This window comes from Pseudomonas sp. PSKL.D1, from assembly GCF_028898945.1.
GTDB lineage: Bacteria > Pseudomonadota > Gammaproteobacteria > Pseudomonadales > Pseudomonadaceae > Aquipseudomonas.
The window spans coordinates 3,708,892-3,735,632 of record NZ_CP118607.1; the positions used below are offsets into that span (position 1 = coordinate 3,708,892).

Sequence of the window (26,741 nt, forward strand, 5' to 3'; positions counted from 1 at the left end):
CTTCATGTTGCGTTCCGCCCTCGCCCTGCTGATGGCCTGCGCCTTCCCGCTGCTGGCCCTGGCCGACACCGGTAAGCCCCTGCGCATCGGCATCACCCTGCACCCTTACTACAGCTATGTGACCAACATCGTCGGCGACAAAGCCGAGGTGGTGCCACTGATTCCCGCAGGCTTCAACCCGCATGCCTACGAGCCGCGCGCCGAAGACATCAAGCGCATCGGCACCCTCGACGTGATCGTGCTCAATGGCGTGGGCCATGACGACTTCGCCGACCGCATGATTGCGGCCAGCGAAAAACCCGGCATCGCCACCATTGAAGCCAACCAGAACGTGCCGCTGCTGGCCGCCACCGGCATCGCAGCACGCGGCGCCGGCAAGGTGGTGAACCCGCACACCTTCCTGTCAATCAGCACCACCATCGCCCAGGTCAACAACATTGCCCGCGAACTGGGCAAGCTCGACCCGGACAACGCCAAGCTCTACACCCAGAATGCCCGCGCCTACGCCAAGAAACTGCGCGCCCTGCGTGCCGAAGCCCTGGCAAAGGTCACCGAAGCCCCGAGCGCAACGTTCCGCGTGGCCACCATCCATGCCGCCTACGACTACCTGGTGCGCGACTTTGGCCTGGAAGTGACGGCAGTGGTAGAGCCGGCCCACGGCATCGAGCCAAGCCCGGCACAGCTGAAAAAGACCATCGACCAGCTCAAGGCGCTGGACGTGAAAGTGATTTTCTCGGAGATGGACTTCCCTTCCGCCTATGTCGAGACCATCCAGCGTGAGTCGGGTGTACGCCTGTACCCGCTGACGCACATTTCCTACGGCGAATACACCAAGGAAAAGTACGAAGTGGAGATGAAGCGCAACCTCGACACCGTGGTGCGCGCCATCCAGGAGAACCGCGCATGACCGCTGCCGCCAACCTGACCGGCGCCAGTGGGCCACGCATCGACTTTGTCGGCATCGACCTGACCTTGGGGCGCACGCGCATCCTCGAACAGGTCAGCTTCAACGTCGCCGCCGGCAGCGTGCATGCCATCGTCGGCCCCAATGGCGGCGGCAAGAGCTCGCTGATCAAGACCCTGCTCGGGCAAATGCCGCACCAGGGCCAGTTGACCCTGCACTGGCCCGGCGAGCGCGAAGTGATCGGCTACGTGCCCCAGGCGCTGGAATTCGACCGCGGCCTGCCGATGACCGTGGACGACTTCATGGCCGCCATGTGCCAGCGGCGCCCGGCCTTCCTGGGCCTGTCGCGCAGGGTGCAACCGGCCATCGACGCGGCACTGGCCCGGGTCGGCATGCTCGACAAGCGCAAACGGCGCATGGGCGCGCTGTCCGGCGGTGAGCGCCAGCGGGTGTTGCTGGCCCAGGGGCTGATCCCCGAGCCGCAATTGCTGGTGCTCGATGAGCCGATGTCGGCCCTCGACGAAGCAGGCATACAGGTGTTCGAGCAACTGCTGCACAGCTGGCGCCAGGCCGGCACCACCGTGCTGTGGATTGAGCACGACCTGCAAGCCGTGCTGCGCCTGGCCGACCGCGTAACCGGCCTGAGCCGCCAGGTGCTGTTCGACGCCCCGCCCGCCCAGGCCCTGACGCCCGAGCGGCTGCTCAGCCTGTTCTCTGTCCACCCGCGCAGCGAGAGCCTCGCCTGATGAGTTATGAAGCATTCCGCCAACTGGTCCAGGAATGGGCCAGCGCTGGCTACCTGCCGGAGGCGCTGGCCTACGGTTTCGTAATCAACGCCCTGCTGGCTGGCCTGATGATCGGCCCCGTACTCGGTGGCCTGGGCACCCTGGTGGTGGTCAAGCGTTTTGCCTTCTTCTCTGAAGCGGTCGGCCATGCCGCGCTCACCGGCGTGGCCATCGGCATCCTGCTTGGCGAACCCTATACCGGCCCTTACGGCAGCCTGTTCGGCTATTGCCTGCTGTTCGGCATCCTGCTGAACTTTTTGCGTAACCGCACCGGGCTGTCGCCAGACACGCTGATCGGCGTGTTCCTGTCGGTGTCGCTGGCACTGGGCGCGAGCCTGCTGCTGATGCTGGCCGGCAAGATCAACGTGCACATCCTCGAAAACGTGCTGTTCGGCTCGGTACTGACCGTCAGCGCGCAGGACCTGGTGGTGCTGGGCATCGTCGCCATCCTGGTACTGGCCCTGGCCTTGCCGCTGTACAACCGCATCATGCTGGCCAGTTTCAACCCGCAACTGGCCGCCGTACGCGGGGTGGCGGTGAAGACTCTGGACTACCTGTTCGTGGTGCTGGTGACCCTGGTTACCGTGGCATCGGTAAAAGTGATCGGTGCCATTCTGGTGGGGGCGCTGCTGGTGATCCCGGCCGCAGCCGCACGGCTGGTCAGCCAGTCGCTGAAGGGCTTTTTCTTCATCTCGGTGCTGATTGCCACGGTGAGCACGTTGCTGGGCATCCTGCTGCCAATCGTGTTCGACCTGCCGGTGCCGTCCGGCGCCGCGATCATTCTGGTGGCCGGCCTGTGCTTCGCCCTTGCCGCACTGGCCCGCGCCCTCGTTCCCCGCCTGCAAGGAAACCCGGCATGAACCTGAAACAGCTAACCATGGCCTTGACGCTGGCCGGCCTGCCCTCGCTCACCTTGGCCACCGAGGTGCTCACCACCCTGCCGGTGACCCACAGCCTGGCCAGCGCGCTGCTCAACGGCACCGCCGTGCAACTCAAGCGTGCCGCCCCGGCCAACCTGCCGGCCAGCCGCCAGCCGTCGTACTTCAGCAGCCGTGGCGGTGCCAGCCTGGCCAAGGCCGCACAAAACGCCGACGCGGTGATCGGCGTGCGCTCGATCTGGCGTGACGACCCGCTGTACCCGATGGCGCGGCGCAGCAACATCCGCATCGTCGAAATTGATGCCGCCCGGCCGGTGGACGGTGCGTTGCCGGGCATTGCCGTGACCGGGGACGACGCGTACGGCGCCTACCCCTGGCTCAACCCGACCAACCTGGGACGCATGGCCGATGTGGTGGCCAATGACCTGGAGCGGTTGGCGCCGACAGACAAGGCGAAGATCCAGGGCAACCTGGCGGGGCTCAAGCGCCAGTTGCTGGAGTTGACGGCCAACAGCCAGACGCGTTTGGCCGAGGTGGACAACCTGAGCGTGGTGAGCCTGTCCGACCGCTTGGGGTACCTGGCCAGCGGGCTGAACCTGGATGTGGTGGAGCAGCCGCTGCCGGTGGATGGCGCCTGGGATGCGGCAGCGCTGAAGGCGCTGGGCGAAAACCTCAAGGCCCAGGATGTGGCGCTGGTGCTGGACCACCGCCAGCCGGATGCGGCGGTGGCCGAGGTGATCAAGGCCTCAGGGGCCAAGCTGCTGGTGGTAGAGAGTGATCCAGAGGATGCAGTGGCAGGGTTGAAGGCCAGTGTTGATCAGGTTGTTGGGGCACTGAGCGAAGGGTGATCTTTGCCTGTGCGGGCCTCATCGCGGATGAATCCGCTCCTACAGGTTGTGCTTCCCCTGTAGGAGCGGATTCATCCGCGATGAGGCCCGCACAGGCAAAAACCCCTACCGCTTCATGCACCGCTGATACCGCTCATCCACCCGCCCCGCAAACCACGCGGTTGTAAGCTTGCGGGTAATCTTCGGGCTCTTCAGTTCGATCCCCGGCAACACCGCCCGCGGCACCGGTTTGCCCGCCGCCGCGTCGGCAAGGGCAAACACCCCGCTATACAGTTTGCTGTCCTCGAACGCCAGGCGGTCCCCCAGCTCCAGCTGATTGCGAATCTGGTTGTTGCGCAACCCCAGCTTCACCCCCAGCTTGCGCGCCGCCTGCTCGGTGTTGCCGGGCATGATCGCCCCAGGGGCGATCAAGTCCCCGTCCAGCGCCAGCGACACCCCGGTGACCTTGTTCAGCGCCGCCTGAAAGGCCGCGTTGCGGCTGGCGTACCACCCCGCATTGAAGTCGGCAAACCGGTACAGCGGGCGCTCGTAACTGGCCGGGTAGCCCAGCAAATGGGCAATCCCGAAATACATGCCCCCGCGTCGGCTGAACACCTCCTGACGGATCGTGCCTTCATAGGTGTAGGGGTAATCCCTGGCATGCAGCTCGGCAAAATCGATGCTGACCTGCATCGGCCCGCCCGTGTGCACGGGGTTGAGGCCATCGAGCAAGGTTTTGCCCAGCGGCAGGCGCGCAATGAACTCGTCGTACAGGGCGCTGAGCTGCTTTTCGCTACGCACGGCAAGCAGCCGTTGCTGGTACGTCTTGCCGTTACCCGAAGTGGTATTCAACGCGCCATCGACCAACAAGCGCGGGATGTGCAGGCGTGCCGCGCGGCGGTCGATTTCGGCGCGGGCAATGCGGCCCAGGTTGGGTACCTGCGGGTCGGCGTTGAAGGTCGATTCCTGCTCGGTCACCGCCAGCACCGCGCACAGGTTGCTCTTGCTCGGCGTGATGCGCTGGGCCTCGAAGGCCTGCTGGATATCCCTGGCCCAACCTTCACGGTCTTTGGCCTGGGCAGGCAGCAGGTGCACAAGCTGCGCACGCACCTTGGCCGGGTCGGCCTCAGGCGCCTCTTCGCGGCGCCCGGCGCAGCCCTGCAGCAGCGCCAGGGCCATCAGCCCTGCCGCCAACGGCCGCGCGTTCAGGGCTGCTCACCGACCATGCCACTCGAGCAGGATATGGTGTTGAGAGCGTCAATCAACATTGTGTGTGCCTTACCTGAAAAACCGTTAGCCTCGCCCAGGCATGCCGCCACGTCAATCAGTCGCAGAAGGTGAATGTAAACGACACCATGCGATGGTCCGAATCCATCAAGGCCAGCACTTGACCAGGTGCTGCCGGCACGGCCATGCCATAGGCCAGCGAATAGTTGAGCATGTATGTCGGCCGGTTACTGGGATGCGTGGGCCCCGCTGCAGGCACCAGCTCGGCGATCCCCTGCGGAGAAACCCAGTTGCGGCTGTTCGGATGGGCAGGCGCCGGGGCGCGCGGGTCGCGATTGAAGTCGCCCAGCAACATGAACGGTGTGTCGGTGTGCCAGGCCACTTCGCGCAAGACCCTCGGGCTGTTAGGGCCGCCCCCCGAAATCGCGTGGAAGCTGTACACCGTCATCTCGGCGTTCAGCCCTGGCAGCGTTATCCGTAACCCCAATACGGGCCTCGGGGACTGCAACCCGGCAAGCGACCGGGCGCCGTCGGCAATAACCGTCACACCGGTTACAGTCACATCGCTGCCCACCATCAACGCCAGGCGTACACGCTGCCGATCAACTTCCAGGTAATACAGCATGTAGTTTTCCATACGGCCAGCAGTGCCGGCCTCCCACCGCCAACGGTTAACTTCGTGGGCAACGCCAAACTGATCGTTGATCGATAATTGGGCCTCGTGCCGTGCGGAAATGGGTGGCACCCCTGCTTCCTGCAGCGCGATCACGTGGTGCTGGCGGATGTGCTGCAGCAGATGAGCCCGGAACTTGTCGGTCTGAAACGCCGAAACCCCCTGCATGTTGAACGTTGCCACACGCACCGGCACGTTAGGGCCAGAGCCGCGCTGCCAGCCAATCACGGCCTGAACACCGGTGCCCGAGTTGTACAACCTTGCCCGGTGATAGCTGGTGATGCCCCCCCTGAGCGCGATGCTTGCACGCCATGGGCCCCAAGCTGCGGTGACCGCGATGCGCAGCATGCGCAAGGCGTCATGGGCGTCCAGAACCTGAGGGCCATTGTCGAACTGCAGCCCTGCCATGATGAGCGCGTGATGGATGTTGTACACCCGCAGCAGTACTGCAAGGCTCTGCTCACGTGAAGCGGCCTGCAGGCTGGTAATAATCACCGGGTCGTTGTACAGGCTTTGCAGCAGCTCAGTGTGGTCCTGTGCGGCCTGTAACTGTTGCAGCTGGTTACTGCTGCGCATGAACTCGGCTGAAATGTGATAGCTGACAAACGCTGCCGAGTGAGCTGCATCGGCCGGCGCGGAATTGAGTAATTGAAAGAGTTCGCGAAAAAGACGCTCAAGTTCAAGATAGAACTGGGCACGACTGAGTGTTTGGGTCAAACGCCCAGCCCTTGCGCGGATACTGCTGTCGACAGGCATGGTCTCCCCCTGCTTGAAAGTCTGCTTGGCTTACTCAGAGGGGAAAACCACATACAGGTCACCTGCCAGCACGGCAGCAGAAGGTGCCCCCTTGACCAGTACTCCGATACTCCGGTCAACCAACCCGAGTGCATTGCCGTCGTAGCGAACGAGATCAAGCGTACCCTGCACGTCAGATTCATGGATGTTACCCATCGTCTGTTCATCGGGTGGCGTGGTCACTGATACGGTTGCGTCCGGGCTGGACAGGTTGGCGAATGCCAAGGTGAGCAAGCCGTCGTGCACGAATACGGCTGGCATGTAGTGATAGGTTTTGTCGATCAGAAGCTGACCACGGCTCCAGCCCGTTTCGCCGTCAAACCTGATCAGCGCCAGCCCTTGCTTAGTCTGGTAGAACACATGCAAAAGACGCTGGTACAGACAAACAACAGGGTCCCAGGCTGAACGCGCAAGCGACTGGCCCATGCCTTGCGGCCGGATATAACCGGCGTTGTGCCACTCATCGCCTAATGAAGAGGTAGCCCAACGCAACTCGCCAAAACCAGAATTGCGCCAGAACAGATAAAGCTTGCCATTGCGCTCTGCAACAGACGGAGCCCCATACACGTTCAAGGTCATCTCATCGAGCCGGATCTCTTCGCCAGGCGTCCAACTCAGTAACCTGGAGCGATTTCCCCCGGTGGGCAGCAAGCCGATTTCTGCACTGGAGTAGACGTAAATCCTGCCCTTGAAGGTATACACGGCAGGCAAGCCGGAGAAACTCTGGATCCCAAGCTCGACGGGAACGCTCCAGGAACCCAGCGCGTGCCTGGACGTCATCATTACCTGGCAGTCGTCGCCCAGATAGAAGCAGTAGAGCATGTCACCCTGAACCAGCAGTCGACAGCCTTTGGGGGAACAGATCGGCATTGGCTGGGAGGTATTTACCAAGCCAAGGCGCGATACCGCGCAATGCAATGTCATGTTGGCACCACGTAAGGAATGAACGAGGCGCCAGTTGAACCGGCCTGGCAGGGCAGCGTCTGTCAGCCCAGTCCTGCTCAGTTGACAGACAGTGACGCAACAGGCTGACGGGCACCTTGCAAATGCTCGGTCAGCGTCGCAAGGAACGCCTCTTCATGCTCATGCAGGAAGAAGTGGCCACCGGGAAACATGTGCAACGAAAAATGGCTGTGGCCTTCTTTGCGCCAGGCTAACAGTTGCTCCTCGCTCGCCCGGTCCGCGTCACCGCCCATTACGTGCAGCGGGCACGGCAGGGTGGGCCGCTGGCGATACGCATAACGGCCACACATCATGAAATCGGCGCGCAGGATTGGCAGGGTCAGCCCCATGAGTTCAGCGTTGGCCAGTACCTCTTCCGGGGTGCCGTTGAGCTCGCGCAACTCGCTTTTCAGCTCATCGTCGCTTTTGGGCTCGCGCCAGTTCTTGCCGTCGTAATCTTCACGCCGGGTGGGTGCCGCCGTGCCGCAGGCAAACAGCGCCAGCGGTGGCGGGCAGCCCAGCGCGCGCAATTCATGGGCCAGCTCGAATGCCAGCAGCGCACCCAGGCTGTGACCCAGCAGCGCATACGGCGCGGCGGTGGCCAGGCGTTGCTCGGCGGCCAGTTGCCGGGCCAGGGCCTGCATGTCAGTTTGCAACGGCTCGCCCATACGCGCGCCACGCCCGGGCAACTCCACCGGCCGCACCTGCAACCAGGCCGGCAGCTTGCGCCGCCAGCGGCTGTAGACCATGGCGCTGGCGCCCGAATAAGGCAGGCACAGCAGGTTGAGCGTGGTCACTGGGCGGCAGCTTCAGCCATTTTCTGGCGCAGGCTCAGCGGACGCATGTCGGTCCAGACCTCGTCGATGTAGGCCAGGCAGTCTTTCTTCAGGCCGCTCTTGCCCACGGCGCGCCAGCCGTTGGGGATGGCCTTGTAGTCGGGCCAGATGGAATATTGCTCTTCGTGGTTGACCACTACCTGAAACTGGATATCGTCGCGGTCGAATACGGAAGTCATTGCCTGTCTCCTTGAGTGATAGGTCCCGTTACGCGCCTTGGCGTAGGAGGGCTCTCAGGTAGACGTAGGAAACTTCGGAAAAATTAGGCTTCAACCATCGCGCAACAAGTCATGGGCATCCAGCAACCGGAATGCCACCTGCGGATTGCGCTCCAACCCCCGTCGAATTGCGGCCGGGATCGACTGACGGGTCTTGCGGCAAAGCCCGGGCTGGGCGTCCAGTTCGATGACGATGCCACGCATGGTGCGTACCTCGTTGAAGCCGGGGGCGATGTGCACGCGGATGCCGAGGTTTTCGTACATCCGTTGTTGTAGCCGTTGCAGGTCTTCCAGGTCCTTGAGGTTTTCCAGCCGTTCGAGCAGGCGTTTCTCTTCCTGGCGGGTGAGCAGGAGGATGCGCTGGGCCACGGGCGGCTGGCCGGTAAGCTGTTCGCGGCCGCAGTCACAGGCGCCAGGGGGGCACGGTTGGCGTACAGGAGGCGGGGTGGTCATGGGGCAAGCATAGCCTGTGGTTGCCGTTTCGCGGGTAGGTCCGCCTTCAAAGGTACTGCGAACTGCCCGGTTGAAATTTCCTGACAGGATAAAAAATTTCCTGAATGCACTAGACCTCCCCCACCCACTTCGCCTATAAATTGCCCAAGGGAAATTTATATTCCCATCAAGAAACATTATTCCGCCCTTGTGCCGACCTGCCCCACTCCATCACGAGGCCCACCCGACATGCATCCCGCTCCCGATCATTTCATCCTGCGCGTCAGCTGCCCGGCCGTGTCCGGCATCGTCGCCGCGGTGACCACCTACCTGGCCGAGCATGGTTGCTACATCAGCGAAATGGCGCAGTTCGACGACGAGGACAACGGCCGCTTCTTCATGCGCGCCGTGTTCCGCTACAACACCGGCGTCAGCGGTGACACGCCGCAACTGGAAGCGGGCTTTGCCGACGTGGCGCAACGTTTTGACATGGACTGGAGCCTGCACAGCAGCGCCCGGCCCATGCGTGTGCTGCTGATGGTCAGCAAGTTCGACCACTGCCTGGCCGACCTGCTGTACCGCCACGCCAAGGGCGAGCTGGAGATGCAGATTACCGCCGTAGTGTCCAACCACCTGGACCTGCGCCCCATGGCCGAACGCCAAGGCATCCGCTTCGTCTACCTGCCGGTGAGCAAAGACACCAAGGCCGAACAGGAAGCCGCCTTGATGCGCATCGTCGAAGACTCCGGCACCGAGCTGGTGGTGCTGGCGCGCTACATGCAGATCCTCTCCGACGACCTGTGCCGCCAGCTGTCGGGCCGGGCGATCAACATCCACCACTCCTTCCTGCCCGGCTTCAAGGGCGCCAAACCCTACCACCAGGCCTACCAACGCGGGGTCAAGCTGATCGGCGCCACCGCCCACTACGTCACCAGCGACCTCGACGAGGGGCCGATCATCGAGCAGGAAGTGCAGCGCGTGGACCACGCCTACGCCCCCGAGGACCTGGTGGCCATCGGCCGGGACACCGAGACCATCGCCCTGTCCCGCGCCGTGAAATACCACCTGGAACACCGGGTGTTCCTCAACCACGACCGCACGGTGATCTTCAAATGAACGCCATCCCCAGCGTCAAGCTGATCGACGGCAAGGCTACCGCCGCGCGGGTGCTGGCCGAGGTACGCGAGCAGGTGCACACCCTGCGCCAGGGCGGCGTGCAGCCGGGCCTGGCGGTGGTGCTGGTGGGCGCCGACGCTGCCAGCCAGGTGTATGTGCGCAACAAGGTGCTGCGTGCCGAGGAAGTGGGCATCCGCTCGCTGGAACACCGCCTGCCGGCCGACACCACCCAAGCCCAGTTGCTGACCCTGATCGACCGCCTCAACCGCGACGATGCGGTCAACGGCATCCTCGTGCAACTGCCATTGCCGGCGCACATCGACGAACACGCCGTATTGCAAGCCATCCGCCCACTCAAGGACGTGGACGGCTTTCACAGTGAAAACGTCGGCGGCCTGGCCCAAGGCCGTGACGTGCTCACCCCTTGCACCCCAAGCGGCTGCATGCGCCTGTTGCGCGATGCCTGCGGCGAGCTGCGTGGCAAGCACGCGGTGGTGGTGGGCCGCTCCAGCATCGTCGGCAAACCCATGGCCGCCCTGCTGCTGCAGGCCGACTGCACGGTCACCGTGGTGCACTCGCGCAGCCGCGACCTGCCGGCACTGTGCCGCCAGGCCGACATCCTGGTGGCGGCGGTCGGCAAGCCGCGGTTGATCGGCGCCAACTGGCTCAAGCCCGGCGCCGTGGTGATCGACGTCGGCATCAACCGCATCGAGGAAGACGGCCGCAGCCGCCTGGTTGGCGATGTCGACTTCGCAGCCGCCCTGCCCCAAGTGGCCGGTATCACCCCGGTGCCCGGCGGCGTCGGGCCGATGACCATCGCCTACCTGATGAAAAACACCCTGCTCGCCCTCGACCTGCAGCAACAGGCCGCCCACCAGGAGCGCACCTCATGCCTTTCGCCCTGCTGAAATACGGCCTGAGCGCCGACTACCCGGTGGAGGTCGACCTGCCGCCACCCTGTGAACTCAAGCCACACTATGACGTGGTGATCATCGGCGGCGGCGGCCACGGCGTGGCCATCGCCTACTACCTGGCCAAGTACCACGGCGTGACCAACGTCGCCGTACTGGAAAAGGCCTACCTGGGCGGCGGCAATACCGCACGCAACACGGCGGTGATCCGCTCCAACTACCTGACCTCCGAGGGTGTACGTTTTTACGCGGAATCGGTGCGGATGTTCCAAGGGCTGTCGAACGAGTTCGACTTCAACATCATGTATTCCGAGCGCGGCCAGCTCACCCTGGCGCATACGGACGCCACCGTGCGGGCCTTCCGCCAGCGCGCCGAGGTCAACAAGCACTTTGGCGGGCGCACCGAAATGATCGACCGCCAGCAGATCCGCGAACTGGTACCGAGCCTGAACCTCGACCCCGGCCACCTCCCGGTGCTCGCCGGCCTGTGGCACATCGATGGCGCTACCGCCCGCCACGACGCCGTGGCCTGGGGCTACGCCAAGCAGGCCGCCAAGCGCGGGGTGGAAATCCACCAACTGACCGAAGTGCAAGACCTGGTCATCCGCAATGGCCGCATCGAGGCCGTCAAAACCAACCGCGGCACCGTGCAGTGCGGCTGTGTGGTGCAGGCGGTGGCTGGCGCAAGCTCGCTGCTGATGGCCAAGGCCGGCATCCGTGCGCCGATCCACACCTACCCGCTGCAGGCGATGGTCACCCAGCCATTCAAACCGTTCCTCGACCCATTGGTGAGCTCGTCAGCACTGCATTGCTACGTGCAGCAGACCAGCCGCGGCGAGATCGTTTTTGGCGGTGGCTCCGACCCCTACCCGCTGTACAACACCCGCTCCACCCTCGACCTCAAGGAGAGCCTGCTTGCCCACGCCATCGAGATGTTCCCGTTCATGGCCAACGCCAAGCTGATGCGCCAATGGGCCGGCAGCACCGACATGACCCCGGACTACAGCCCGATCATGGGCCTGTCACCCGTTGAAAATTACTACCTCGACGCCGGCTGGGGCACTTGGGGCTTCAAGGCCACGCCCATTTGCGGCAAGACCATGGCGGAGCTGGTGGCCAGCGGCGGCAAGGTGCCGGAACTGATTGCCCCGTTCGCCCTGGAGCGCTTCAGCCGCTTCCAGCAGGTCAACGAAATGGGCGCCACCGCGGCCAGCCACTAGGAGCACACGAAGATGAAGATCCTGACCTGCCCCTTGAACGGCCCACGCAATATCAGCGAGTTCACCTACGGCGGCGAGTTCAAGCCCATGCCCGACCCGGCCACCTGCACTGACGCCGCGTGGGCCGACTACGTGTTCAACAGCGACAACCTGGCCGGCGTGGTCACCGAGTGGTGGCTGCACAATGCCTCCAGCTACTGGTTTCTGGCTGAGCGCCACACCGTGACCGACCAGGTGCTGCGCACCTTCGACCCTAAAGAACGGTTCGACCGCCGCGTCGACTTCACCCCCGCCGCCACCCCGGAGATCGCCGGATGAACAGCCTCAATCGCCTCCCCGCGCCCATGGGCCAGCTGATCGACCGCGAGCGGCCCGTGCGCTTTATCTTCGACGGCCAGGCCTGTGAGGGTTTTGCCGGTGACAGCATCGCCAGCGCCCTGCTCGGCAACGGCCGCTGGCTGCTGTCGCGCTCGTTCAAGTACCACCGCCCGCGTGGCCCGCTGAGCCTGGCCGGGCAGGACGCCAACACCCTGGTGCAACTGCGCGACGAACCCAACGTGCTGGCCGACATGCAAGCCGCCAGTGACGGCCTGGTGGTCGAGGGGCAAAACTTCAACGGCAGCCTGGAGCACGACCGCGATGCCTACCTGGGCAAGTTTTCGCGCTTCATGCCGGTGGGCTTCTACTACCGCTCGTTCTACAAACCCAAAGGCATGTGGAAGGTGTGGGAGCCGTTGATTCGCAAAAAGGCCGGCCTGGGCGTGCTCGACCTGAACTTCACGCCACAGTACCACGACAAGGCCTACCTGTTTGTGGACGTGGCCGTGATCGGCGCAGGGCCCGCCGGTTTGCGCGCCGCGCTGGACGCTGCCAATGCCGGGGCCAAGGTGCTGCTGATCGAGCAACAGCCCGTGCTCGGGGGCTCACTCACCTACGCCCGCTTTGACATTGCCGGCACCCGCGCCGCCCGCCTGCGCGAAGAACTGCTCAGCGCCGTCGAAGGCCACCCGAACATTCAGGTACTGCTGCAGGCCACCTGCAACGGCTGGTTCACCGACAACTACCTGCCGGTGATTCAGCACAAACGCATGTACAAAGTGCGCGCCTCCCGTTGCCTGGTGGCGGCCGGTTCGTTCGACCAGCCCGTGGTGTTTCGCAACAACGACCTGCCAGGGGTGATGCTGACCAGCGCCGCCCAACGCCTGATGAGGCTGTACGCGGTTAAACCCGGCCAGCGCGCGGTGATCCTCACCGGCAACGACGACGGCTACCTGGCCGCCCTCGACCTGCAGGAACAAGGCGTGGCCATCGCCGCCCTGGTGGACATGCGCGCCGCCCCCGCCGATGCAGCGCTCGCCGCCGAACTCAAGCGCCGCGACATCCCCCTGCACCTGGGCAGCACGGTGTACGAAGCCCTGCACGAAAGCGGCATGCGCCATGTGAGTGGCGCCGAGATCCGCCCGATCACCGGGCAAGGTAAAGTCGGCGAGCACGGCCTGCGTGTGGCGTGCGACCTGCTGTGCATGTCGGCAGGCTACATGCCGGTGTATCAGCTGCTGTGCCAGGCTGGCGGCAAGCTGGCGTACGACGTGAACCGCGACGAGTTCGCCATCAGCAACCTGCCGGCCGGGCTGGACATCGCCGGCTCGGTCAACGGCCGGCACCAGTTGGACAACGTGCTGGCCGACGCCGCCCGTGGCGCCGCCGAAGCGTTGGCGGCACTAGGCCTGCAAGCGCCAACGCCGGGCACCTTCAGTGCCGAAGCCAAGGTCAACTTCCCTTGGCCAATTTTCCCCCACCCCAAAGGCAAGGATTTCGTCGATTTCGATGAAGACCTGCAAGTGCGCGACATCGTCAACGCTACCCGTAGCGGCTACCGCGACGTGCAGCTGGTCAAGCGCTTTTCCACCGTCGGCATGGGCCCGTCCCAAGGCCGCCACTCAGCGCTGCCCACCGCACGGCTGGTGGCCCAGGCCACCGGGCGCAGCATCAGCGAAACCGGCGTGACCACCGCCCGCCCACCGTTCCAGGCCGAGAAACTGGCCCATGTGGCCGGCCGCGCCTTCGACCCGTACCGGCAAACCCCGATGCACCGCCGCCACTTGCAGGCCGGCGCCAAAATGATGCCCGCCGGCATCTGGCAGCGCCCGGCCTATTACGGCAAGCCCGAGGAACGCGAGCGCTGCATGCAGGAAGAAGCCCGCCATGTGCGCGAGAAGGTTGGCCTGATCGACGTGTCGACTTTGGGCGGCCTGGACGTGCGCGGCCCCGACGCGGCTGAATTGCTCGAACGCCTGTACACCTTCGGTTTCGCCAAACTGCCCGTGGGCCGCACCCGCTACGCACTGATGACCAACGAGCATGGCGTGGTGATTGACGATGGCGTGTGCGCGCGCCTGGCAGAACAGCATTTCTATGTAACGGCCACCACCAGTGGCGTGGACCGTATCTACCAGCAAATGCTGAAATGGAACGCCCAATGGCGCCTGGACGTGGACATCACCAACGTCACCGCCGCGCTGGCGGCCGTCAACCTCGCCGGGCCACTGTCACGCCAGGTGCTGGCCAAAGTGTGCACGGACATCGACCTGGGCGCCGAAGCCTTCCCGTACCTGGGGGTGCGGCTGGGTACCGTGGCGGGCATCCCGGCGCGCATCCTGCGGGTGGGCTTCGTCGGCGAGCTGGGCTATGAAGTGCACGTACCGGCACGCCATGCCGAACGCCTGTGGGACGCCTTGATGCAAGCCGGTGCCGGCCTGGGCATTCGCCCGTTCGGTGTCGAGACACAACGCCTGCTGCGCCTGGAAAAAGGCCACGTCATCATCAGCCAGGACACCGACGGCATGACCCACCCGGCCGAGATCGACATGCAGTGGGCGATCGGCCGCAAGAAGCCGTTCTTCGTCGGCAAGCGCTCCATCGAAATCCTCGAAGCGCAGCCCCTCAAGCGCAAGCTGGTCGGCTTTACCCTGCCCAAAGGCAGCCCTCAACCGCTGGAGGGCCATTTGGTGCTCAGCGGCCCGGACATCAGCGGCAACGTTACCTCTTGCGAGTATTCGCAAACCTTGGGGCAGATCATCGGCCTGGCCTACGCCGGCGCCCACCAGGCCACACCTGGCATGCACATCCCGATCCGCGTGGAAGGCGGTGTGATGGTCAATGCCAAGGTGGTGCAACTGCCCTTCCACGACCCCGACAACCTGCGCCAGGAGCTGTAAGCCATGACCAGCCTGAAAGCCTTGAACCCCGTCGCCCTTGCGCTGGACGACCTGACCGACCTGGCCCGGGTCGGGTTCCGTGGCACAGACAGTGCCGCGTACCTGCAAGAGCGCGGGTACCAATTGCCACCGCAACCCAACCAGGCACTGCGCCAGGGTGACGGCAGCTGGGTGGCGCGCCTGTCGGCCAGCGAGTACTTGCTACTGGGCAGTTTCACCGACCTGGGCGCAAAAGTTGCCATTGAAGAAGCGCAGTGGACACAGGACAGCCGCCGCAACTACCTGCTGCCGCGCCAGGACAGCCATGCCTGGCTGCAACTGGCGGGGCCGCAGGGCAGCGCGGTGATGGCCAAATTGTGCGGAGTGGACCTGCGCGCCGAAGCCTTCCCGCTGGGGGCGGTGGCGCAAACGTCGGCGGCGCGGATCAACGTGATTGTGGTGAATGCCGGAGGGGATGGGTTGTACATCCTGTTTGACCGGGCTTCGCTTCAGTACTTCCGCGCTGCGGTGCTGGATGCCATGGAAGAGTTCCAGCCCTGACACGCCCGGTGTGTGTGTAGGAGCGGTTTTAACCGCGATGGGCCGCAAAGCGGCCCCAACAGTCTCCGTTGCGAAGCTGAAATCTTTGGGGCCGCTTCGCGCCCCATCGCGGCTAAAGCCGCTCCTACACCGGGCTGCGTTGGGCCTGGAGAGCGGGCTGGCTGCGGGTGCGCCACGCCAGCGTCATCACCAACCCCAACCCCGCCATCACCGCACCGGCCAGCGACACCGCAGGATATCCCAACCCCGCATTGATCACCGCCCCACCCAGCGCCGCACCAATCGCATTGCCCAGGTTGAACGCACCAATGTTTACCGCCGACGCCAGGTTGGGCGCGTCCTTGGCCGCTTCCATCACCCGCATTTGCAGCGGCGGCACCAGGGCAAAACTGGCCGCACCCCACACCAGCACCGCCAACGCCGTCGGCACTGGCCAGCCCAGCAGCAGCGGGAACACCAGCAGCACGGCAATCAACACCACCAGCGACACGATCAGGGTGCGGTCAACCGAACGGTCCGCCGCCTTGCCACCCCACACGTTACCCAAGGTCAGGCCTACCCCGAACAGCACCAGCATGGCGGTGATGAAGGTGGTAGAAGCGTGCGCCTCACTGTGCAGGATGGGCGCGATGTAGGTAAACACCGTGAACATCGCACTGGAGCCCACGACCGTCAGCGCCAGGGCAGACAACACCGGCCCACGGGCCAACACGCGGATTTCAGCCATCGCCCCGCCGGTTTTCGGCAGCGGCAGGTTGGGCAGGGCAAACCACAGCGCCAGCATCGTCACCAGGCCCAGGCCGGCAATGCCCCAGAACGCCGTGCGCCAGCCCATCAACTCACCGAACCAGGTGGCCAGCGGCACGCCACCGATCGTGGCCAGGGTCAGCCCCATGAACATCGCCGCCACCGCGCCAGCGCGTTTATCAGGGGCCACCACGCTGGCCGCCACCACCGAGCCGACGCCAAAGAACGCGCCATGGTTGAGCGAGGTAACCACTCGCGCAATCATCAGGCTCTGGTAATCAGTGGCCAACGCCGACATCAGGTTGCCGAGGGTAAAAATGGCCATCAGGCCGATCAACAGGTAGCGCCGTGGCACCCGGCCAGTGGCCAGGGTCATCAGCGGCGCGCCGATCAGCACGCCGATGGCGTAGGCGCTGACCAACAGCCCGGCAGCGGGGATCGACACGCCGAGGTCGGCGGCAATGCCGGGCAACATGCCCATGGGGGCGAACTCGGTGACGCCGATGCCGAAGGCACCGACCGCGAGCGCGATGAGGGGGGGATTGATACGCATGGAAACTCTCCTGATCTATGCCGCGAATGCTACGATCAGTCCCGTAGCGGCACTAGACTGCATTTCTGGCAATCACCTTTGCTTGTGAGGCACAAATGGATTACAACGGGCGCTCGGGAGAGATGGAGGTTTTCGCCAGGGTGGTGGACGAAGGCAGCCTGTCTGCGGCCTCCCGCGCACTCGGCCTGACCCCTTCGGCAGTAAGCCGGATCATTGCCCGCACCGAACAACGCCTGGGCACGCGCCTGCTGCTGCGCACTACCCGGGCGATTACCCTGACGGCCGAGGGTGATGCCTACCTGCGGGGCGCCCGGCGCATTCTGGCGGACATGGTCGAGGTCGAAGAGGCCATTACCGACCAGGGCGCACCCCGTGGCCGCCTGCGGGTGAGCGCGGCGCTAGGGCATGGCCGGCTGACGGTAGTGCCCTTGGTGGCCGAGTTTTGCGCGCGTTACCCGCAGGTGCTGGTAGACCTGTCGTTGAGCGATGAGATCGTCGACATCCACGGTGGCCAGGCCGACGTGGCGCTGCGCTTTGGCGATTTGCCGGACAGCTCGCTGAGCGCCCGGCAGATTGGCGATACCGGCCAGGTGATCGTTGCCTCGCCCGAGTACCTGGAGCGCTGTGGTACTCCACGGGTGCCGGAAGACCTTGCCAGGCACAATTGCCTGCGCTTCAACTTCCGCCGCGCCAACGCTGACTGGCCGTTTCGCCGCGACGGGCGGGACTTTGCCCTGAAGATGGCGGGCAACATCGAGTGCAGCAGCGGCGAGGCGCTGGCGCAATTGGCCAGGCTAGGGGCAGGGATTGCGCGGATCGGCACGTTCACCGTGGTGGACGAGCTGGCAAGCGGGCAATTGATGCCGCTGCTGGAGGATTACAACCCCGGCGACCGCGAACCCATCAACGCCGTGTTCGTCGGCGGCCCGGCGATGCCGGCGCGGGTGCGGGTGTTTGTGGATTTTCTGGTGCAGCATCAGCAGCGAAGCCGAGCGTGATTGCGGCGCAGATCACAGCCCGTAACCGCTGCGCGTCCCTTGTAGGAGCGGCTTCAGCCGCGATCACCGGCACAGCCGGTGCCAGCCACCGCGTCGCCTGCATCGCGGCTAAAGCCGCTCCTACACGAACTGTGCAAGCTGTTGGCTAGGGGAACTGAATCACCATTCGCCCGGTGATTTTGCCCTGCTCCATCTCTTCGAATATCGCGTTGATGTCCTCGATCGGCCGCAGCTGCACCTTCGGCACCACCTTGCCCTGTGCGGCAAACTCAAAGGCTTCCTGCAGGTCTTGCCGGGTACCGACGAGCGAGCCGACCACCTCGATGCCATCGAGCACCAGCCGCGGGATGTTGAGGTCCATGTTTTCGGTCGGCAACCCTACCGCCACCAACCGGCCACCGGCACGCAGCGCATCGACCGCCGAGTTGAAGGCCCCCTTGGCCACCGCCGTGACCACTGCCGCATGGGCACCGCCGGTTTTCTCCTGGATGAACTTGGCCGCATCGTCAGTGCGCGAATTCACCACCAGATCAGCCCCGGACTGGCGTGCGAACTCCAGTTGCTCGTCATTGATGTCCACCGCAATGACCCGCGCATTGAACACGTTTTTCGCATACTGCAGCGCCAAGTTGCCCAGCCCGCCAAGGCCATAGATGGCAATCCACTGCCCGGGGCGGATGTTGGAAGATTTCACCGCCTTGTAGGTGGTCACGCCAGCGCAGGTAATGCTGCTGGCCTCGGCCGAGCCCAGGCCGTCCGGCACCTTGACGGCATAATCGGCCACCACGATACACTGCTCGGCCATGCCGCCGTCCACCGTGTAGCCCGAGTTCTTCACCTCGCGGCACAGGGTTTCGTTGCCGCTGTTGCAGTACTCGCAGTGGCCACAGCCTTGATAGAACCACGCCACACTGGCCCGGTCCCCCGGCTTGAGCGAGGTCACGCCCGGCCCAACTTCCTGCACCACGCCAATCCCTTCGTGGCCCAGCACGACCCCGGTCTTGTCACCGAAATCGCCGTTTTTCACATGCAGGTCGGTGTGGCACACGCCACAGCACTGCATCTTCAGTAGCGCTTCACCGTGCGCCAACGGCCGCAGTGCTTTTTCCACCACGTCCACGCGACGCCCTTTGGCAACGACAGCAGCTTTCATGAATGCCTCCTTGTCTACCTGAGTGAGCTTTGGGGAAAGGTCAGCATAGACAATCAACAATCGCGGACCTTGCGCTAGATCAGCATTCTCTGAATGGCCCCGATCCTGTAGGAGCGGCTTCAGCCGCGATCACCGGCAAAGCCGGTGCCACAAAGCACTGCTTAACTTGATAAGGTAAGGCACGCCCAGAGATCGTCCAGGACCGCCAGCCATGCCCTACCCCATCGACCAGAAACTCGTCGTCGGCGTCGCCTCAAGCGCCCTGTTCGACCTGACCGACTCCGACGCCATCTACCAGACCGACGGCATCGAAGCCTACCGGCTGCACCAGGAAGCCAACCTCGATACCCCCTTCCCCAAAGGGGTCGCCTTCCCATTCATCCGCCGCTTCCTGAACATCAACAATGCCTTCCCCGAGCAATTGCCGGTGGAGGTGGTGCTGCTGTCGCGCAACTCCCCGGAAACCGGCCTGCGGGTGTTCCGCTCAATCGACCACTACGGCCTGAACATCACCCGCGCCGCGTTCATGTCCGGCCGCTCCCCTTACGAATACATCCCTGCCTTCAACGCTTCGCTGTTCCTCAGCGCCCACGAAGGCGACGTACAGCGTGCCATCGACGCCAATTACCCGGCCGGGCTGGTGTTGCCCACGCGCATCTACGACGACGAGATCGACACCGAACTGCGGGTGGCCTTCGACTTCGACGGGGTGATTGCCGATGACGAAGCGGAAAGCGTGTACAAGCAACACCTCGACCTGGGTGAATTCCAGGCCCATGAGCAGGCCCGCAAGGCCGTACCCCACCAGCCGGGGCCGTTGGCGGATTTGTACCGCAAGCTATCGCTGATCCGCGCGCTGGAGGACCAGAAGCTGGCCCAAGACCCGGCCTATCAGCGGATCTTGCGCATCGCCATTGTCACGGCAAGGAACGCGCCTTCCCATGAACGGGTGGTGACCACGCTGAAAAACTGGGGCGTGTCGCCGGACGAGTCGTTCTTCCTCGGCGGGATGGAAAAGGAACGGGTGCTGTCGATACTCAAGCCGCACATGTTCTTTGACGACCAGCGCAGCCACCTGATGTCGGCAGCGGGCGACCTGCCGATGGTGCATGTGCCGTTTGGCGTGGCGAACAAAGCCCGCCCAGCGACCGAGTCGGCAAACGAAATGGCCGACGACAAGGTGGTGAAAAGCGCTTGAGCGGACCGCCAGAAGCACTAGAATCGCGCGTTTGCCTGTGACAGGAAGTCCCCATGCAACGCATCGTCATCCTCGGTAACGGCGGCAGCGGCAAATCCACCCTTGCCCGCGCCCTCGGCGAACGCCTGAACCTGCCGGTGGTCCATCTGGACCGGCTATTCTGGGAGCCTGGCTGGGCCGAACCCGACGCCGAACAGTTCCGTGACCGGGTGCGCCAAGCCGTGGCCGGTGAGGCCTGGGTGTGCGAAGGTAATTACGCGCGGCGCACCTTCGACCTGCGCTTGCCACGTGCAGACCTGGTGATCTGGCTGGACACACCAAGGCTGACCTGCTTTACCCGTGTGCTGCTGCGCTTGGTGCGCAACCAGCCTCGCCCCGACCGCGCCGAGGGGTGTGATGAGCGTTTCGAGCGGGCTTTCCTCAAGTTTGTGTGGACCTTCGACCACGATTATCGGCCAGGCATCGAGGCCGTACGCCAGAAAGTGGGGCCGCAGGTGCCTACCCTGCATTTACGGGGCAAGCGTGAAGTCCGGGCGTTTCTGCAAGGTTTGCCCCGTGCCAGCGGCGGCCCCACGTCGATGCTGAACCGCATTTGACGGGCGCAGGTCTACCTGTTGTGTTGCTTGCCCTTGATCGAGGTGCTGCATGAGCCTGATCCCTGACTTGAATGGTAATGCCAAGGTGCTGGTGTGCGGCGCAAGCCGAGGCATCGGCCTCGCCCTGTGTGCGACGTTGCTGGCCCGCGATGACGTTGACCGGGTGTGGGCCGTGGCCCGCCATGCCCGGGGCACGGAGGCACTCGCAGCGCTGGTTGCTGCCCACGGCGAACGGATCGTGCTGGTCGATTGCGATGCGCGCGATGAGGTGGCAATCGCTGCGCTCGCCATTGAAGTCGGGCGTGCTTGTGCCCATCTGCATCTGGTCGTCTGTACCTTGGGTATTCTTCACCTGGACGGCGCCAAAGCCGAGAAGTCGTTGGCACAATTGGACCTGGCCGGTTTGCAGGCAACCTTCGCCACCAATGCCTTCGCGCCGATCTTGCTGCTCAAGCATCTGCTGCCACTGTTGCGCAAAGGCCCGGCAACCTTCGCCGCGCTGTCGGCCCGGGTAGGGTCAATTGGCGATAACCGGCTGGGCGGGTGGTACAGCTATCGCGCGAGCAAGGCGGCGCTCAACCAGTTGCTGCATACGGCCAGCATCGAACTCAAACGCCTGAACCCGGCGGCCACGGTTTTGGCGCTGCATCCCGGGACGACCGACACCGAATTGTCGCGGCCGTTTCAGGGGAATGTGCCGGAGGGAAAACTGTTTGAGCCGGCGTTTGTGGCGCAGTGTGTGATTGGGTTGGTGGGGCGGTTTGGGCCGGGGGACAGTGGCGGGTTCTGGGGGTGGGATGGTCAGAAGATTGAGTGGTAGCTGACGCGGTGTATGGCACCGGCTGCGCCGGTGATCGCGGCTGAAGCCGCTCCTACAGGGGTTACGTTGGTTTCAGCATCAGGCCTTGGGCTTCACCCTTGGCGACAATGCGTCAACTTGTTAGTCAGATGCAGACGCATCGCCGCCCTCGCCGCCTCTGGCTCGCGGTGCACAAGCGCCGAATGGATCTGCTCGCGCTCGCGCACCTGCTGCGCACGCTGGTGCTCGTCAACCTCCGCGCCGGGCATGCGCGCCAAGGTCTTGCCCAGATGCGTCATGGCATCGATGAAAAAGCTGTTGCCGGTGCAATGGGCTATCTGCAGGTGGAACGCAAACTCGGCAGCGGCCGCATCGGCATGCAACGGGCCAAGCGCATGGGCCTGCTCCAGCGCTGCGCCGATAGCGCGCAGCTGCTCGGGCGTGGCGCGCTGGGCGGCGATGGCGGCGGCTTCCACCTCAAGGCTCAAGCGCAATTCGATGATGGCCACACTGTCAAACGCCTCATCGTTGTGCGGCGGGCTGGCCTCGGTATCCACGGGCGGGGGCGTGTCGAGCACAAAGGTGCCGATGCCGCGCCGCGTTTCCACCAGGCCTTCGGCCTGCAATTTGGACATCGCCTCGCGCACCACCGTGCGGCTGACGCCATGGGCTTCGGTCAGCGCCTGTTCGGTCGGCAGTTTGCTGCCTGCCGGCAACTCGCCAGCAAGAATTTGCCGGGACAACTCGAGCATCAGTTGCTGAGCCAGGCTCAGGCGTTTTGGAGGGGCCGTAGGCTCCATGGGGCGTTATCCGTCAAAGCCAGTCAGCCGCAGATTGTACCCGCAGCGTCACGGCAAAACCCACTATAATGGCCGCTCATTTCCCGTGAGCACGATGATGGCGGCCTCCCTGTCTTCCCCACACATCAAACCTCGCCGCCTGGCCGAAACCCTGGTGGAACGCTTTGCCCAGCGCATGCGTGAAGGCACGCTCAAACGGGGTGAAAAGCTGCCCACTGAATCGCAGATCATGCTCAGCGAGAACGTGAGCCGCGCGGTGGTGCGCGATGCGATGTCGCGCATGCAGGCCGCCGGGCTGGTCGAAACCCGTCACGGCGTTGGCACCTTCGTACTCGACATGCCGGCACCGGAAGGCTTCAACGTCGGCCCCCCCACCATCGTGCAACTGTCGGATGTGCTCGACCTGCTGGAGTTTCGCCTGAGTGTTGAGGTGCAAGCCGCCGGCATGGCCGCCGAGCGCGCCACGCCGCAGGCACTGGAAGAACTGAAGCAGGCCCTGGATGCGCTGCTGCAAGGGCCGGACAAGCCCGGCAGCACCACCAATGCCGACTTCCAGTTCCACCTGAAAATCGCCAAGGCCGCGGGCAACCACTACCTGATCGACATCATGAAACACCTGGGCACCAAGCTGATCCCGCGCACGCGCATGAACTCGGCCTACACCGGGCAGAGCAACCGCACCACATACCTCGCGGGCATCAACAGCGAGCACCAGCAGATCTTCGATGCCATCGCCAGCAAGCAAGTGGATGCCGCACGTGCCGCGATGTTCCTGCACCTGAGCAACAGCCGCAGGCGCTTGCGCGAGGCGCAGAAACTGCAAGCGTTCTACAACGAGTAAGCCCGGTTACGGCGCGGGCTCGACATCGTGGAACGTCAGCCCGTCGCTGAGTGCCACCTGCCAAGGGTTGGCGCCGCCGGTTTCGACAAAGTGCACACCGTCGAAGCGTGAATCGCGCAGGCCGTCGATCTTCGCCTTGGCCGGCCCACTGAAGCGCACCCGCTCGAAGGCCAGCCCCTGGTGATAGGCGCCGTGCTGGCTGTCGCCCTTCACCTCGATGGCTGCCAACCCGGCGTTTTCCACGGTCACATCACTGACCCGCACATCGCGGAACTGCCCCGCCAGCGTTGACTTCTGATAGTCCAGCTTGGCGTTGGGATCGTTGTAATCCAGGGTAAAAATGAACGCCTGCTTGGCCGTGTTGCGCATGGCCGAGTCACGGAACACCACATTGCGGGCACCGCCGCCCATGAAGTTGGTGCTTTTCATGCGCAGCCCGGCATCGGTGCCATCGGACACGTTGTCTTCGGCCAGGATGTTCTGGATCCACGCCCCGGTGTGGCTGCCGGCCACCACCATGCCGTGGCCCTTGCGGAAGTAGTTGTTGAAGATCCAGGCATCTTCCTGGGGCTTCTGCTCGACAGCCTGCGCGCCCGTGCCCGCCGCGAAGTTGACGCAGTCGTCGCCGGTGTCGAAGAAGTTGTTGAACACCATCGCGCCCCGGCTGTTGGCGAATTCGATGCCATCGCCGTTGTTGGCGTCGAAGGTTTTGTGGGTGGTGTTGGCCAGCACCACGTTTTCGGTTTCGAGGTTCATGATGCCGTGGTAGGCCGGGTTGAGCACGGTGAAGCCGCCGTAGAACACGTTCTTCACGTTGCGCAGGGTGATCAACGATGAACGCATCTGGCCGTAGGCGTCCTTCACGTTCATGCCCTCGGCCACCGCCCGCTCGACCTGGGCCTTGGCCAGCACGCCATCCTGCATGTAGCGGGTGTTGTCGCTGGCCAGATACACCGGCAACGGCTGGCCGCGCTCATCAAGCACGTCGGCGCTGCGCTTCCAGCCATTGCCGTCGATGATGCCCTTGCCGACGATGCGGATGTTCTCGAAATGCTGATGCTGGTGTGGGTCGCGGGGCAAGGCGTTGATCAGCGAGGCCGGCCGCACGGTGGTGGAATACGGGTACTGGATGTAGCCGTCGCGCGGGTAATCCTCGGGGCGGTCGGAGCCGAGCAGCGTGGCGCCTTCGGCGATTTCCAGGGTCATGTTGCTTTTCAGGTACAGGGCACCGCTTTTGTAGGTGCCGGGTGGCAGCAGCACCTTGCAACCGGTGGTGCAGGCGTCGATGGCGTGCTGGATGGCGGCGGTGTCGAGGGTTTGACCGTCGCCTTTGGCGCCGTAGCGTTTTACATCGAACAGCGCTGGCACCTTGGTGGTACGTTGCACCACCACGGCGCTGTCGGCGGACTCCTGGCCATTACGGCCAACCGAGCGCACGGTGAAGCGGTACTCGGTGTTTGGCTTCAGGCCTTGGGCGGTGAAGCTGTGGATGGCGATGCGGTGGTGGAACTGGCGGGTGTCCTGGCGGTAGAACTGGTCGATGTAGGGCTTGGCTGGGGAGACCTGGGTGTTGTTGGTGTTGCTGCTGCCGAGCAGTTTGCCGTTGGCGTAGATGTGGTAATCGGTGATGTTGGTGTGGTTGGCGGGTTTTTGCCAGACCAGAATGATGTGCTGGTCGTCGTAGGCCAGGGTGGGGATTTGGGGTTTTACCGGGGCGTCGAGGGCCCAGAGTGGCAGGCTGACGGCCATGGCCAGGGTGCCTGCCAGGAGGTTTGTACATTGCATGGATGGCTTCCTTGTAATCAGGCTATTGCGCAACCTCTGTAGGAGCGGCTTCAGCCGCGATGAAGCCGACGCGGTGGATGGCACCGGCGTTGCCGGTGATCGCGGCTGAAGCCGCTCCTACAAGGGAGGGTCGTCAGGTCAATTCAGCACTGAAGTCGCGGCTGGCCTGCACCAGCATGCGGGTGTAGTCGTGGCAGGCCAGGTCCTGGCTCAGGGCCTGGCTGTCCAGCCGCTCGACGATCCGCCCGTGCTGCATCACCGCCACCTTGTCGCACAGGTGGCTGACCACGCCCAAATCGTGCGTGACCATCAGGTAGGTGAGTTTCTCGCGCTCACGCAAATCTGCCAGCAGGTTAAGGATCTCGGCCTGCACCGACACATCCAGCGCCGAGGTCGGTTCGTCCAGCAGCAACACCCGCGGCTGCAGGATCAACGCCCGGGCAATCGCCACCCGCTGGCGCTGCCCGCCGGACAACTGGTGCGGGTAGCGATAGCGGAAGCTCTCGTTCAAACCGACCTTGGCCAGGATGTCGTTGATGCGGTCGTCACGCTCGTCCATGGCATGGATGATCAACGGCTCGCGCAGGGCCGTGTCGATGGTGTGGCGCGGGTGCAATGAGCCGTACGGGTCCTGAAACACCATCTGCACCTTGCGAAAATGTTCCTTTGGGATTTTGTGCTGCAGCGGCACGCCGGCAATGCTCAGCGCCCCGCTCCAGTGCCGGTACTGGCCGGCCAGGCAACGCAGCACGGTGGTTTTGCCGGAGCCCGACTCACCCACCAAACCGAACGACTCGCCGTCCTCGACGCTGAGGTTCACATCATGCAGCACCTGGTTGAGCGTGGAGCCTGCGCCAAAACTCAGGTTCAGCGCGTGTGCTTGGATCATCGACATAACAAGTCCCTCAGCAGGTGAGCCACAGCGGGTCGCGTTGCAACACCGGCAGGCGTGGGCGGCGGTTGTCCATGCTGGGCAAGGCCGCCAGCAGGCCACGGGTATAGGGGTGTTCGGCGTAATGCAGGTCGCAGGCGGCCAGCGACTCGACCACCCGCCCGGCGTACATCACCAACACCCGGTCGCAGTAGTTGCGCACCAGGTTGAGGTCGTGGCTGACGAACACCAGCCCCATCTGCTGCTCCACCACCAACTCTTCCAGCACGTTCAGCACTTGCTGGCGCACCGACACATCCAGCGCCGAGGTGGGCTCGTCGGCAATGATCACCTCCGGGTTGGTGATTACCATCATGGCGATCATGATGCGTTGGCCCATGCCGCCGCTGACTTCGTGCGGGTACAGGTTGTACACCCGCTGCGGGTCGCGGATGTGCACCTTTTCCAGCATCAGCAACACCCGCTCGCGGGCTTCGCTGCGGCTGGCCTTGTGGTGCGCCAGGTACGCCTCGGCGATCTGGTCGCCCACCTTGACCACCGGGTTGAGCGAGTATTTCGGGTCTTGCATGATCATCGAGATGCGGTTGCCACGGATTTTCTGCATGGCCTTTTCACTGGCGCCGAGCAGGTCCACGTCGCCAAAGTTCAGGGCCTTGGCAGTGATCTGTGCGCTGGCCGGGTGCAGCTTGAGCAAGCTGCGCCCGACCGTGGACTTGCCCGAGCCGGATTCGCCCACAATGGCCAGCTTTTCCCGCCCCAGGGTGAACGACACATCGCGCACCGCGTGCATCACTTTCTTGCCATTGACGAAGCGCACGTTAAGCGAATCGACATTGAGTTTGTGTGCCGACATAAAG

At 64.0% G+C, this 26,741-nt stretch carries 27 protein-coding genes; 15 read left to right on the plus strand and 12 right to left on the minus strand.

Annotated elements, in window-relative coordinates; genetic code table 11:
* The first annotated feature begins 4 nt into the window (after positions 1 to 4).
* The 4 genes from PVV54_RS16460 to PVV54_RS16475 are packed head-to-tail and all read left to right on the plus strand — an operon-like array spanning position 5 to position 3,415.
* On the plus strand, positions 5 to 907 hold the full coding sequence (locus PVV54_RS16460; RefSeq protein WP_274906280.1) for a metal ABC transporter substrate-binding protein: 903 nt from the start codon (positions 5 to 7) through the stop codon (positions 905 to 907).
* Positions 904 to 1,650 (plus strand): metal ABC transporter ATP-binding protein, encoded by a 747-nt coding sequence (locus tag PVV54_RS16465; protein WP_274906281.1) that lies wholly within the window; start codon positions 904 to 906, stop codon positions 1,648 to 1,650. Before PVV54_RS16460 ends, PVV54_RS16465 begins: the two co-directional genes overlap by 4 nt.
* Positions 1,650 to 2,549: a metal ABC transporter permease gene (locus PVV54_RS16470; RefSeq protein ID WP_274906282.1), complete on the plus strand. Its 900-nt coding sequence runs from the start codon at positions 1,650 to 1,652 to the stop codon at positions 2,547 to 2,549. The genes PVV54_RS16465 and PVV54_RS16470 overlap by 1 nt, the downstream gene beginning before the upstream one ends.
* The gene (locus tag PVV54_RS16475; RefSeq protein ID WP_274906283.1) at positions 2,546 to 3,415 is read left to right on the plus strand and encodes a metal ABC transporter substrate-binding protein; all 870 of its coding nucleotides are present in this window, start codon (positions 2,546 to 2,548) and stop codon (positions 3,413 to 3,415) included. The genes PVV54_RS16470 and PVV54_RS16475 overlap by 4 nt, the downstream gene beginning before the upstream one ends.
* Before the next feature lie 105 nt (positions 3,416 to 3,520).
* On the opposite strand, the gene PVV54_RS16480 is transcribed toward PVV54_RS16475, so the two are convergent.
* From PVV54_RS16480 to PVV54_RS16505, 6 genes are all read right to left on the minus strand, one after another.
* Positions 3,521 to 4,573 (minus strand): DUF1615 domain-containing protein, encoded by a 1,053-nt coding sequence (locus PVV54_RS16480; protein WP_274906284.1) that lies wholly within the window; start codon positions 4,571 to 4,573, stop codon positions 3,521 to 3,523.
* A 145-nt stretch (positions 4,574 to 4,718) separates the two neighbouring features.
* On the minus strand, positions 4,719 to 5,870 hold the full coding sequence (locus tag PVV54_RS16485; protein ID WP_274906285.1) for an endonuclease/exonuclease/phosphatase family protein: 1,152 nt from the start codon (positions 5,868 to 5,870) through the stop codon (positions 4,719 to 4,721).
* A gap of 210 nt (positions 5,871 to 6,080) precedes the next feature.
* A complete protein-coding gene (locus PVV54_RS16490) occupies positions 6,081 to 6,911 on the minus strand; it encodes a hypothetical protein (RefSeq protein ID WP_274906286.1) in 831 nt (276 codons plus the stop codon).
* A 179-nt stretch (positions 6,912 to 7,090) separates the two neighbouring features.
* Positions 7,091 to 7,828, minus strand: coding sequence for a thioesterase II family protein (locus tag PVV54_RS16495; protein ID WP_274906287.1), 738 nt, complete (start codon positions 7,826 to 7,828; stop codon positions 7,091 to 7,093).
* The gene (locus PVV54_RS16500; protein ID WP_003256222.1) at positions 7,825 to 8,046 is read right to left on the minus strand and encodes an MbtH family protein; all 222 of its coding nucleotides are present in this window, start codon (positions 8,044 to 8,046) and stop codon (positions 7,825 to 7,827) included. The genes PVV54_RS16495 and PVV54_RS16500 overlap by 4 nt, the downstream gene beginning before the upstream one ends.
* Before the next feature lie 90 nt (positions 8,047 to 8,136).
* Positions 8,137 to 8,538: a hypothetical protein gene (locus PVV54_RS16505; RefSeq protein ID WP_274906288.1), complete on the minus strand. Its 402-nt coding sequence runs from the start codon at positions 8,536 to 8,538 to the stop codon at positions 8,137 to 8,139.
* A 228-nt stretch (positions 8,539 to 8,766) separates the two neighbouring features.
* Between PVV54_RS16505 and purU the strand changes: the two genes are divergently transcribed.
* Genes purU through PVV54_RS16535 form a run of 6 tightly spaced genes read left to right on the plus strand, consistent with a single transcriptional unit; the run spans position 8,767 to position 15,522 of the window.
* Positions 8,767 to 9,633: a formyltetrahydrofolate deformylase gene (purU, locus tag PVV54_RS16510; RefSeq protein WP_274906289.1), complete on the plus strand. Its 867-nt coding sequence runs from the start codon at positions 8,767 to 8,769 to the stop codon at positions 9,631 to 9,633.
* The gene (gene folD / locus PVV54_RS16515) at positions 9,630 to 10,541 is read left to right on the plus strand and encodes a bifunctional methylenetetrahydrofolate dehydrogenase/methenyltetrahydrofolate cyclohydrolase FolD (RefSeq protein ID WP_274906290.1); all 912 of its coding nucleotides are present in this window, start codon (positions 9,630 to 9,632) and stop codon (positions 10,539 to 10,541) included. Before purU ends, folD begins: the two co-directional genes overlap by 4 nt.
* The gene (locus PVV54_RS16520; protein ID WP_274906291.1) at positions 10,523 to 11,764 is read left to right on the plus strand and encodes an FAD-dependent oxidoreductase; all 1,242 of its coding nucleotides are present in this window, start codon (positions 10,523 to 10,525) and stop codon (positions 11,762 to 11,764) included. Before folD ends, PVV54_RS16520 begins: the two co-directional genes overlap by 19 nt.
* Before the next feature lie 12 nt (positions 11,765 to 11,776).
* Positions 11,777 to 12,082, plus strand: a complete 306-nt coding sequence (locus tag PVV54_RS16525; protein ID WP_274906292.1) for a sarcosine oxidase subunit delta — start codon at positions 11,777 to 11,779, stop codon at positions 12,080 to 12,082.
* Positions 12,079 to 14,982 carry a 2Fe-2S iron-sulfur cluster-binding protein gene (locus PVV54_RS16530; protein WP_274906293.1) on the plus strand — a complete coding sequence of 968 codons (2,904 nt, stop codon included), beginning with the start codon at positions 12,079 to 12,081 and terminating at the stop codon, positions 14,980 to 14,982. The genes PVV54_RS16525 and PVV54_RS16530 overlap by 4 nt, the downstream gene beginning before the upstream one ends.
* A gap of 3 nt (positions 14,983 to 14,985) precedes the next feature.
* On the plus strand, positions 14,986 to 15,522 hold the full coding sequence (locus tag PVV54_RS16535) for a sarcosine oxidase (RefSeq protein WP_274906294.1): 537 nt from the start codon (positions 14,986 to 14,988) through the stop codon (positions 15,520 to 15,522).
* 124 nt (positions 15,523 to 15,646) lie between these two features.
* Here the strand turns inward: PVV54_RS16535 and PVV54_RS16540 are convergent, their stop codons facing one another.
* On the minus strand, positions 15,647 to 16,822 hold the full coding sequence (locus tag PVV54_RS16540) for an MFS transporter (RefSeq protein ID WP_274906295.1): 1,176 nt from the start codon (positions 16,820 to 16,822) through the stop codon (positions 15,647 to 15,649).
* Positions 16,823 to 16,917: 95 nt separating this feature from the next.
* Between PVV54_RS16540 and PVV54_RS16545 the strand changes: the two genes are divergently transcribed.
* Positions 16,918 to 17,820: a LysR family transcriptional regulator gene (locus PVV54_RS16545; RefSeq protein WP_274906296.1), complete on the plus strand. Its 903-nt coding sequence runs from the start codon at positions 16,918 to 16,920 to the stop codon at positions 17,818 to 17,820.
* A gap of 145 nt (positions 17,821 to 17,965) precedes the next feature.
* Here PVV54_RS16545 and adhP read toward each other — a convergent pair whose 3' ends face one another.
* On the minus strand, positions 17,966 to 18,973 hold the full coding sequence (adhP, locus tag PVV54_RS16550) for an alcohol dehydrogenase AdhP (RefSeq protein ID WP_274906297.1): 1,008 nt from the start codon (positions 18,971 to 18,973) through the stop codon (positions 17,966 to 17,968).
* 211 nt (positions 18,974 to 19,184) lie between these two features.
* On the opposite strand from adhP, the gene PVV54_RS16555 reads away from it, so the two are divergent.
* From PVV54_RS16555 to PVV54_RS16565, 3 genes are read left to right on the plus strand one after another with little or no spacing between them, the layout of a single operon-like run.
* A complete protein-coding gene (locus PVV54_RS16555) occupies positions 19,185 to 20,171 on the plus strand; it encodes a 5'-nucleotidase (protein ID WP_274906298.1) in 987 nt (328 codons plus the stop codon).
* Positions 20,172 to 20,224: 53 nt separating this feature from the next.
* On the plus strand, positions 20,225 to 20,767 hold the full coding sequence (locus PVV54_RS16560; RefSeq protein ID WP_274906299.1) for an AAA family ATPase: 543 nt from the start codon (positions 20,225 to 20,227) through the stop codon (positions 20,765 to 20,767).
* 49 nt (positions 20,768 to 20,816) lie between these two features.
* Positions 20,817 to 21,587, plus strand: a complete 771-nt coding sequence (locus PVV54_RS16565) for an SDR family NAD(P)-dependent oxidoreductase (RefSeq protein ID WP_274906300.1) — start codon at positions 20,817 to 20,819, stop codon at positions 21,585 to 21,587.
* 92 nt (positions 21,588 to 21,679) lie between these two features.
* Here PVV54_RS16565 and PVV54_RS16570 read toward each other — a convergent pair whose 3' ends face one another.
* Entirely contained in the window at positions 21,680 to 22,366 is a 687-nt protein-coding gene (locus tag PVV54_RS16570; protein WP_274906301.1) for a FadR/GntR family transcriptional regulator, read from the minus strand.
* A 97-nt stretch (positions 22,367 to 22,463) separates the two neighbouring features.
* On the opposite strand from PVV54_RS16570, the gene PVV54_RS16575 reads away from it, so the two are divergent.
* Positions 22,464 to 23,207 (plus strand): FadR/GntR family transcriptional regulator, encoded by a 744-nt coding sequence (locus tag PVV54_RS16575; protein WP_274910451.1) that lies wholly within the window; start codon positions 22,464 to 22,466, stop codon positions 23,205 to 23,207.
* Positions 23,208 to 23,213: 6 nt separating this feature from the next.
* Here PVV54_RS16575 and PVV54_RS16580 read toward each other — a convergent pair whose 3' ends face one another.
* The 3 genes from PVV54_RS16580 to PVV54_RS16590 all read right to left on the minus strand — a co-directional run bounded on the left by PVV54_RS16580 (position 23,214) and on the right by PVV54_RS16590 (position 26,737).
* The gene (locus tag PVV54_RS16580; RefSeq protein ID WP_274906302.1) at positions 23,214 to 24,992 is read right to left on the minus strand and encodes a glycoside hydrolase family 28 protein; all 1,779 of its coding nucleotides are present in this window, start codon (positions 24,990 to 24,992) and stop codon (positions 23,214 to 23,216) included.
* A gap of 133 nt (positions 24,993 to 25,125) precedes the next feature.
* Positions 25,126 to 25,887 carry an ABC transporter ATP-binding protein gene (locus PVV54_RS16585; protein WP_274906303.1) on the minus strand — a complete coding sequence of 254 codons (762 nt, stop codon included), beginning with the start codon at positions 25,885 to 25,887 and terminating at the stop codon, positions 25,126 to 25,128.
* A gap of 10 nt (positions 25,888 to 25,897) precedes the next feature.
* A complete protein-coding gene (locus tag PVV54_RS16590) occupies positions 25,898 to 26,737 on the minus strand; it encodes an ABC transporter ATP-binding protein (RefSeq protein ID WP_274906304.1) in 840 nt (279 codons plus the stop codon).
* Positions 26,738 to 26,741 lie beyond the last annotated feature (4 nt).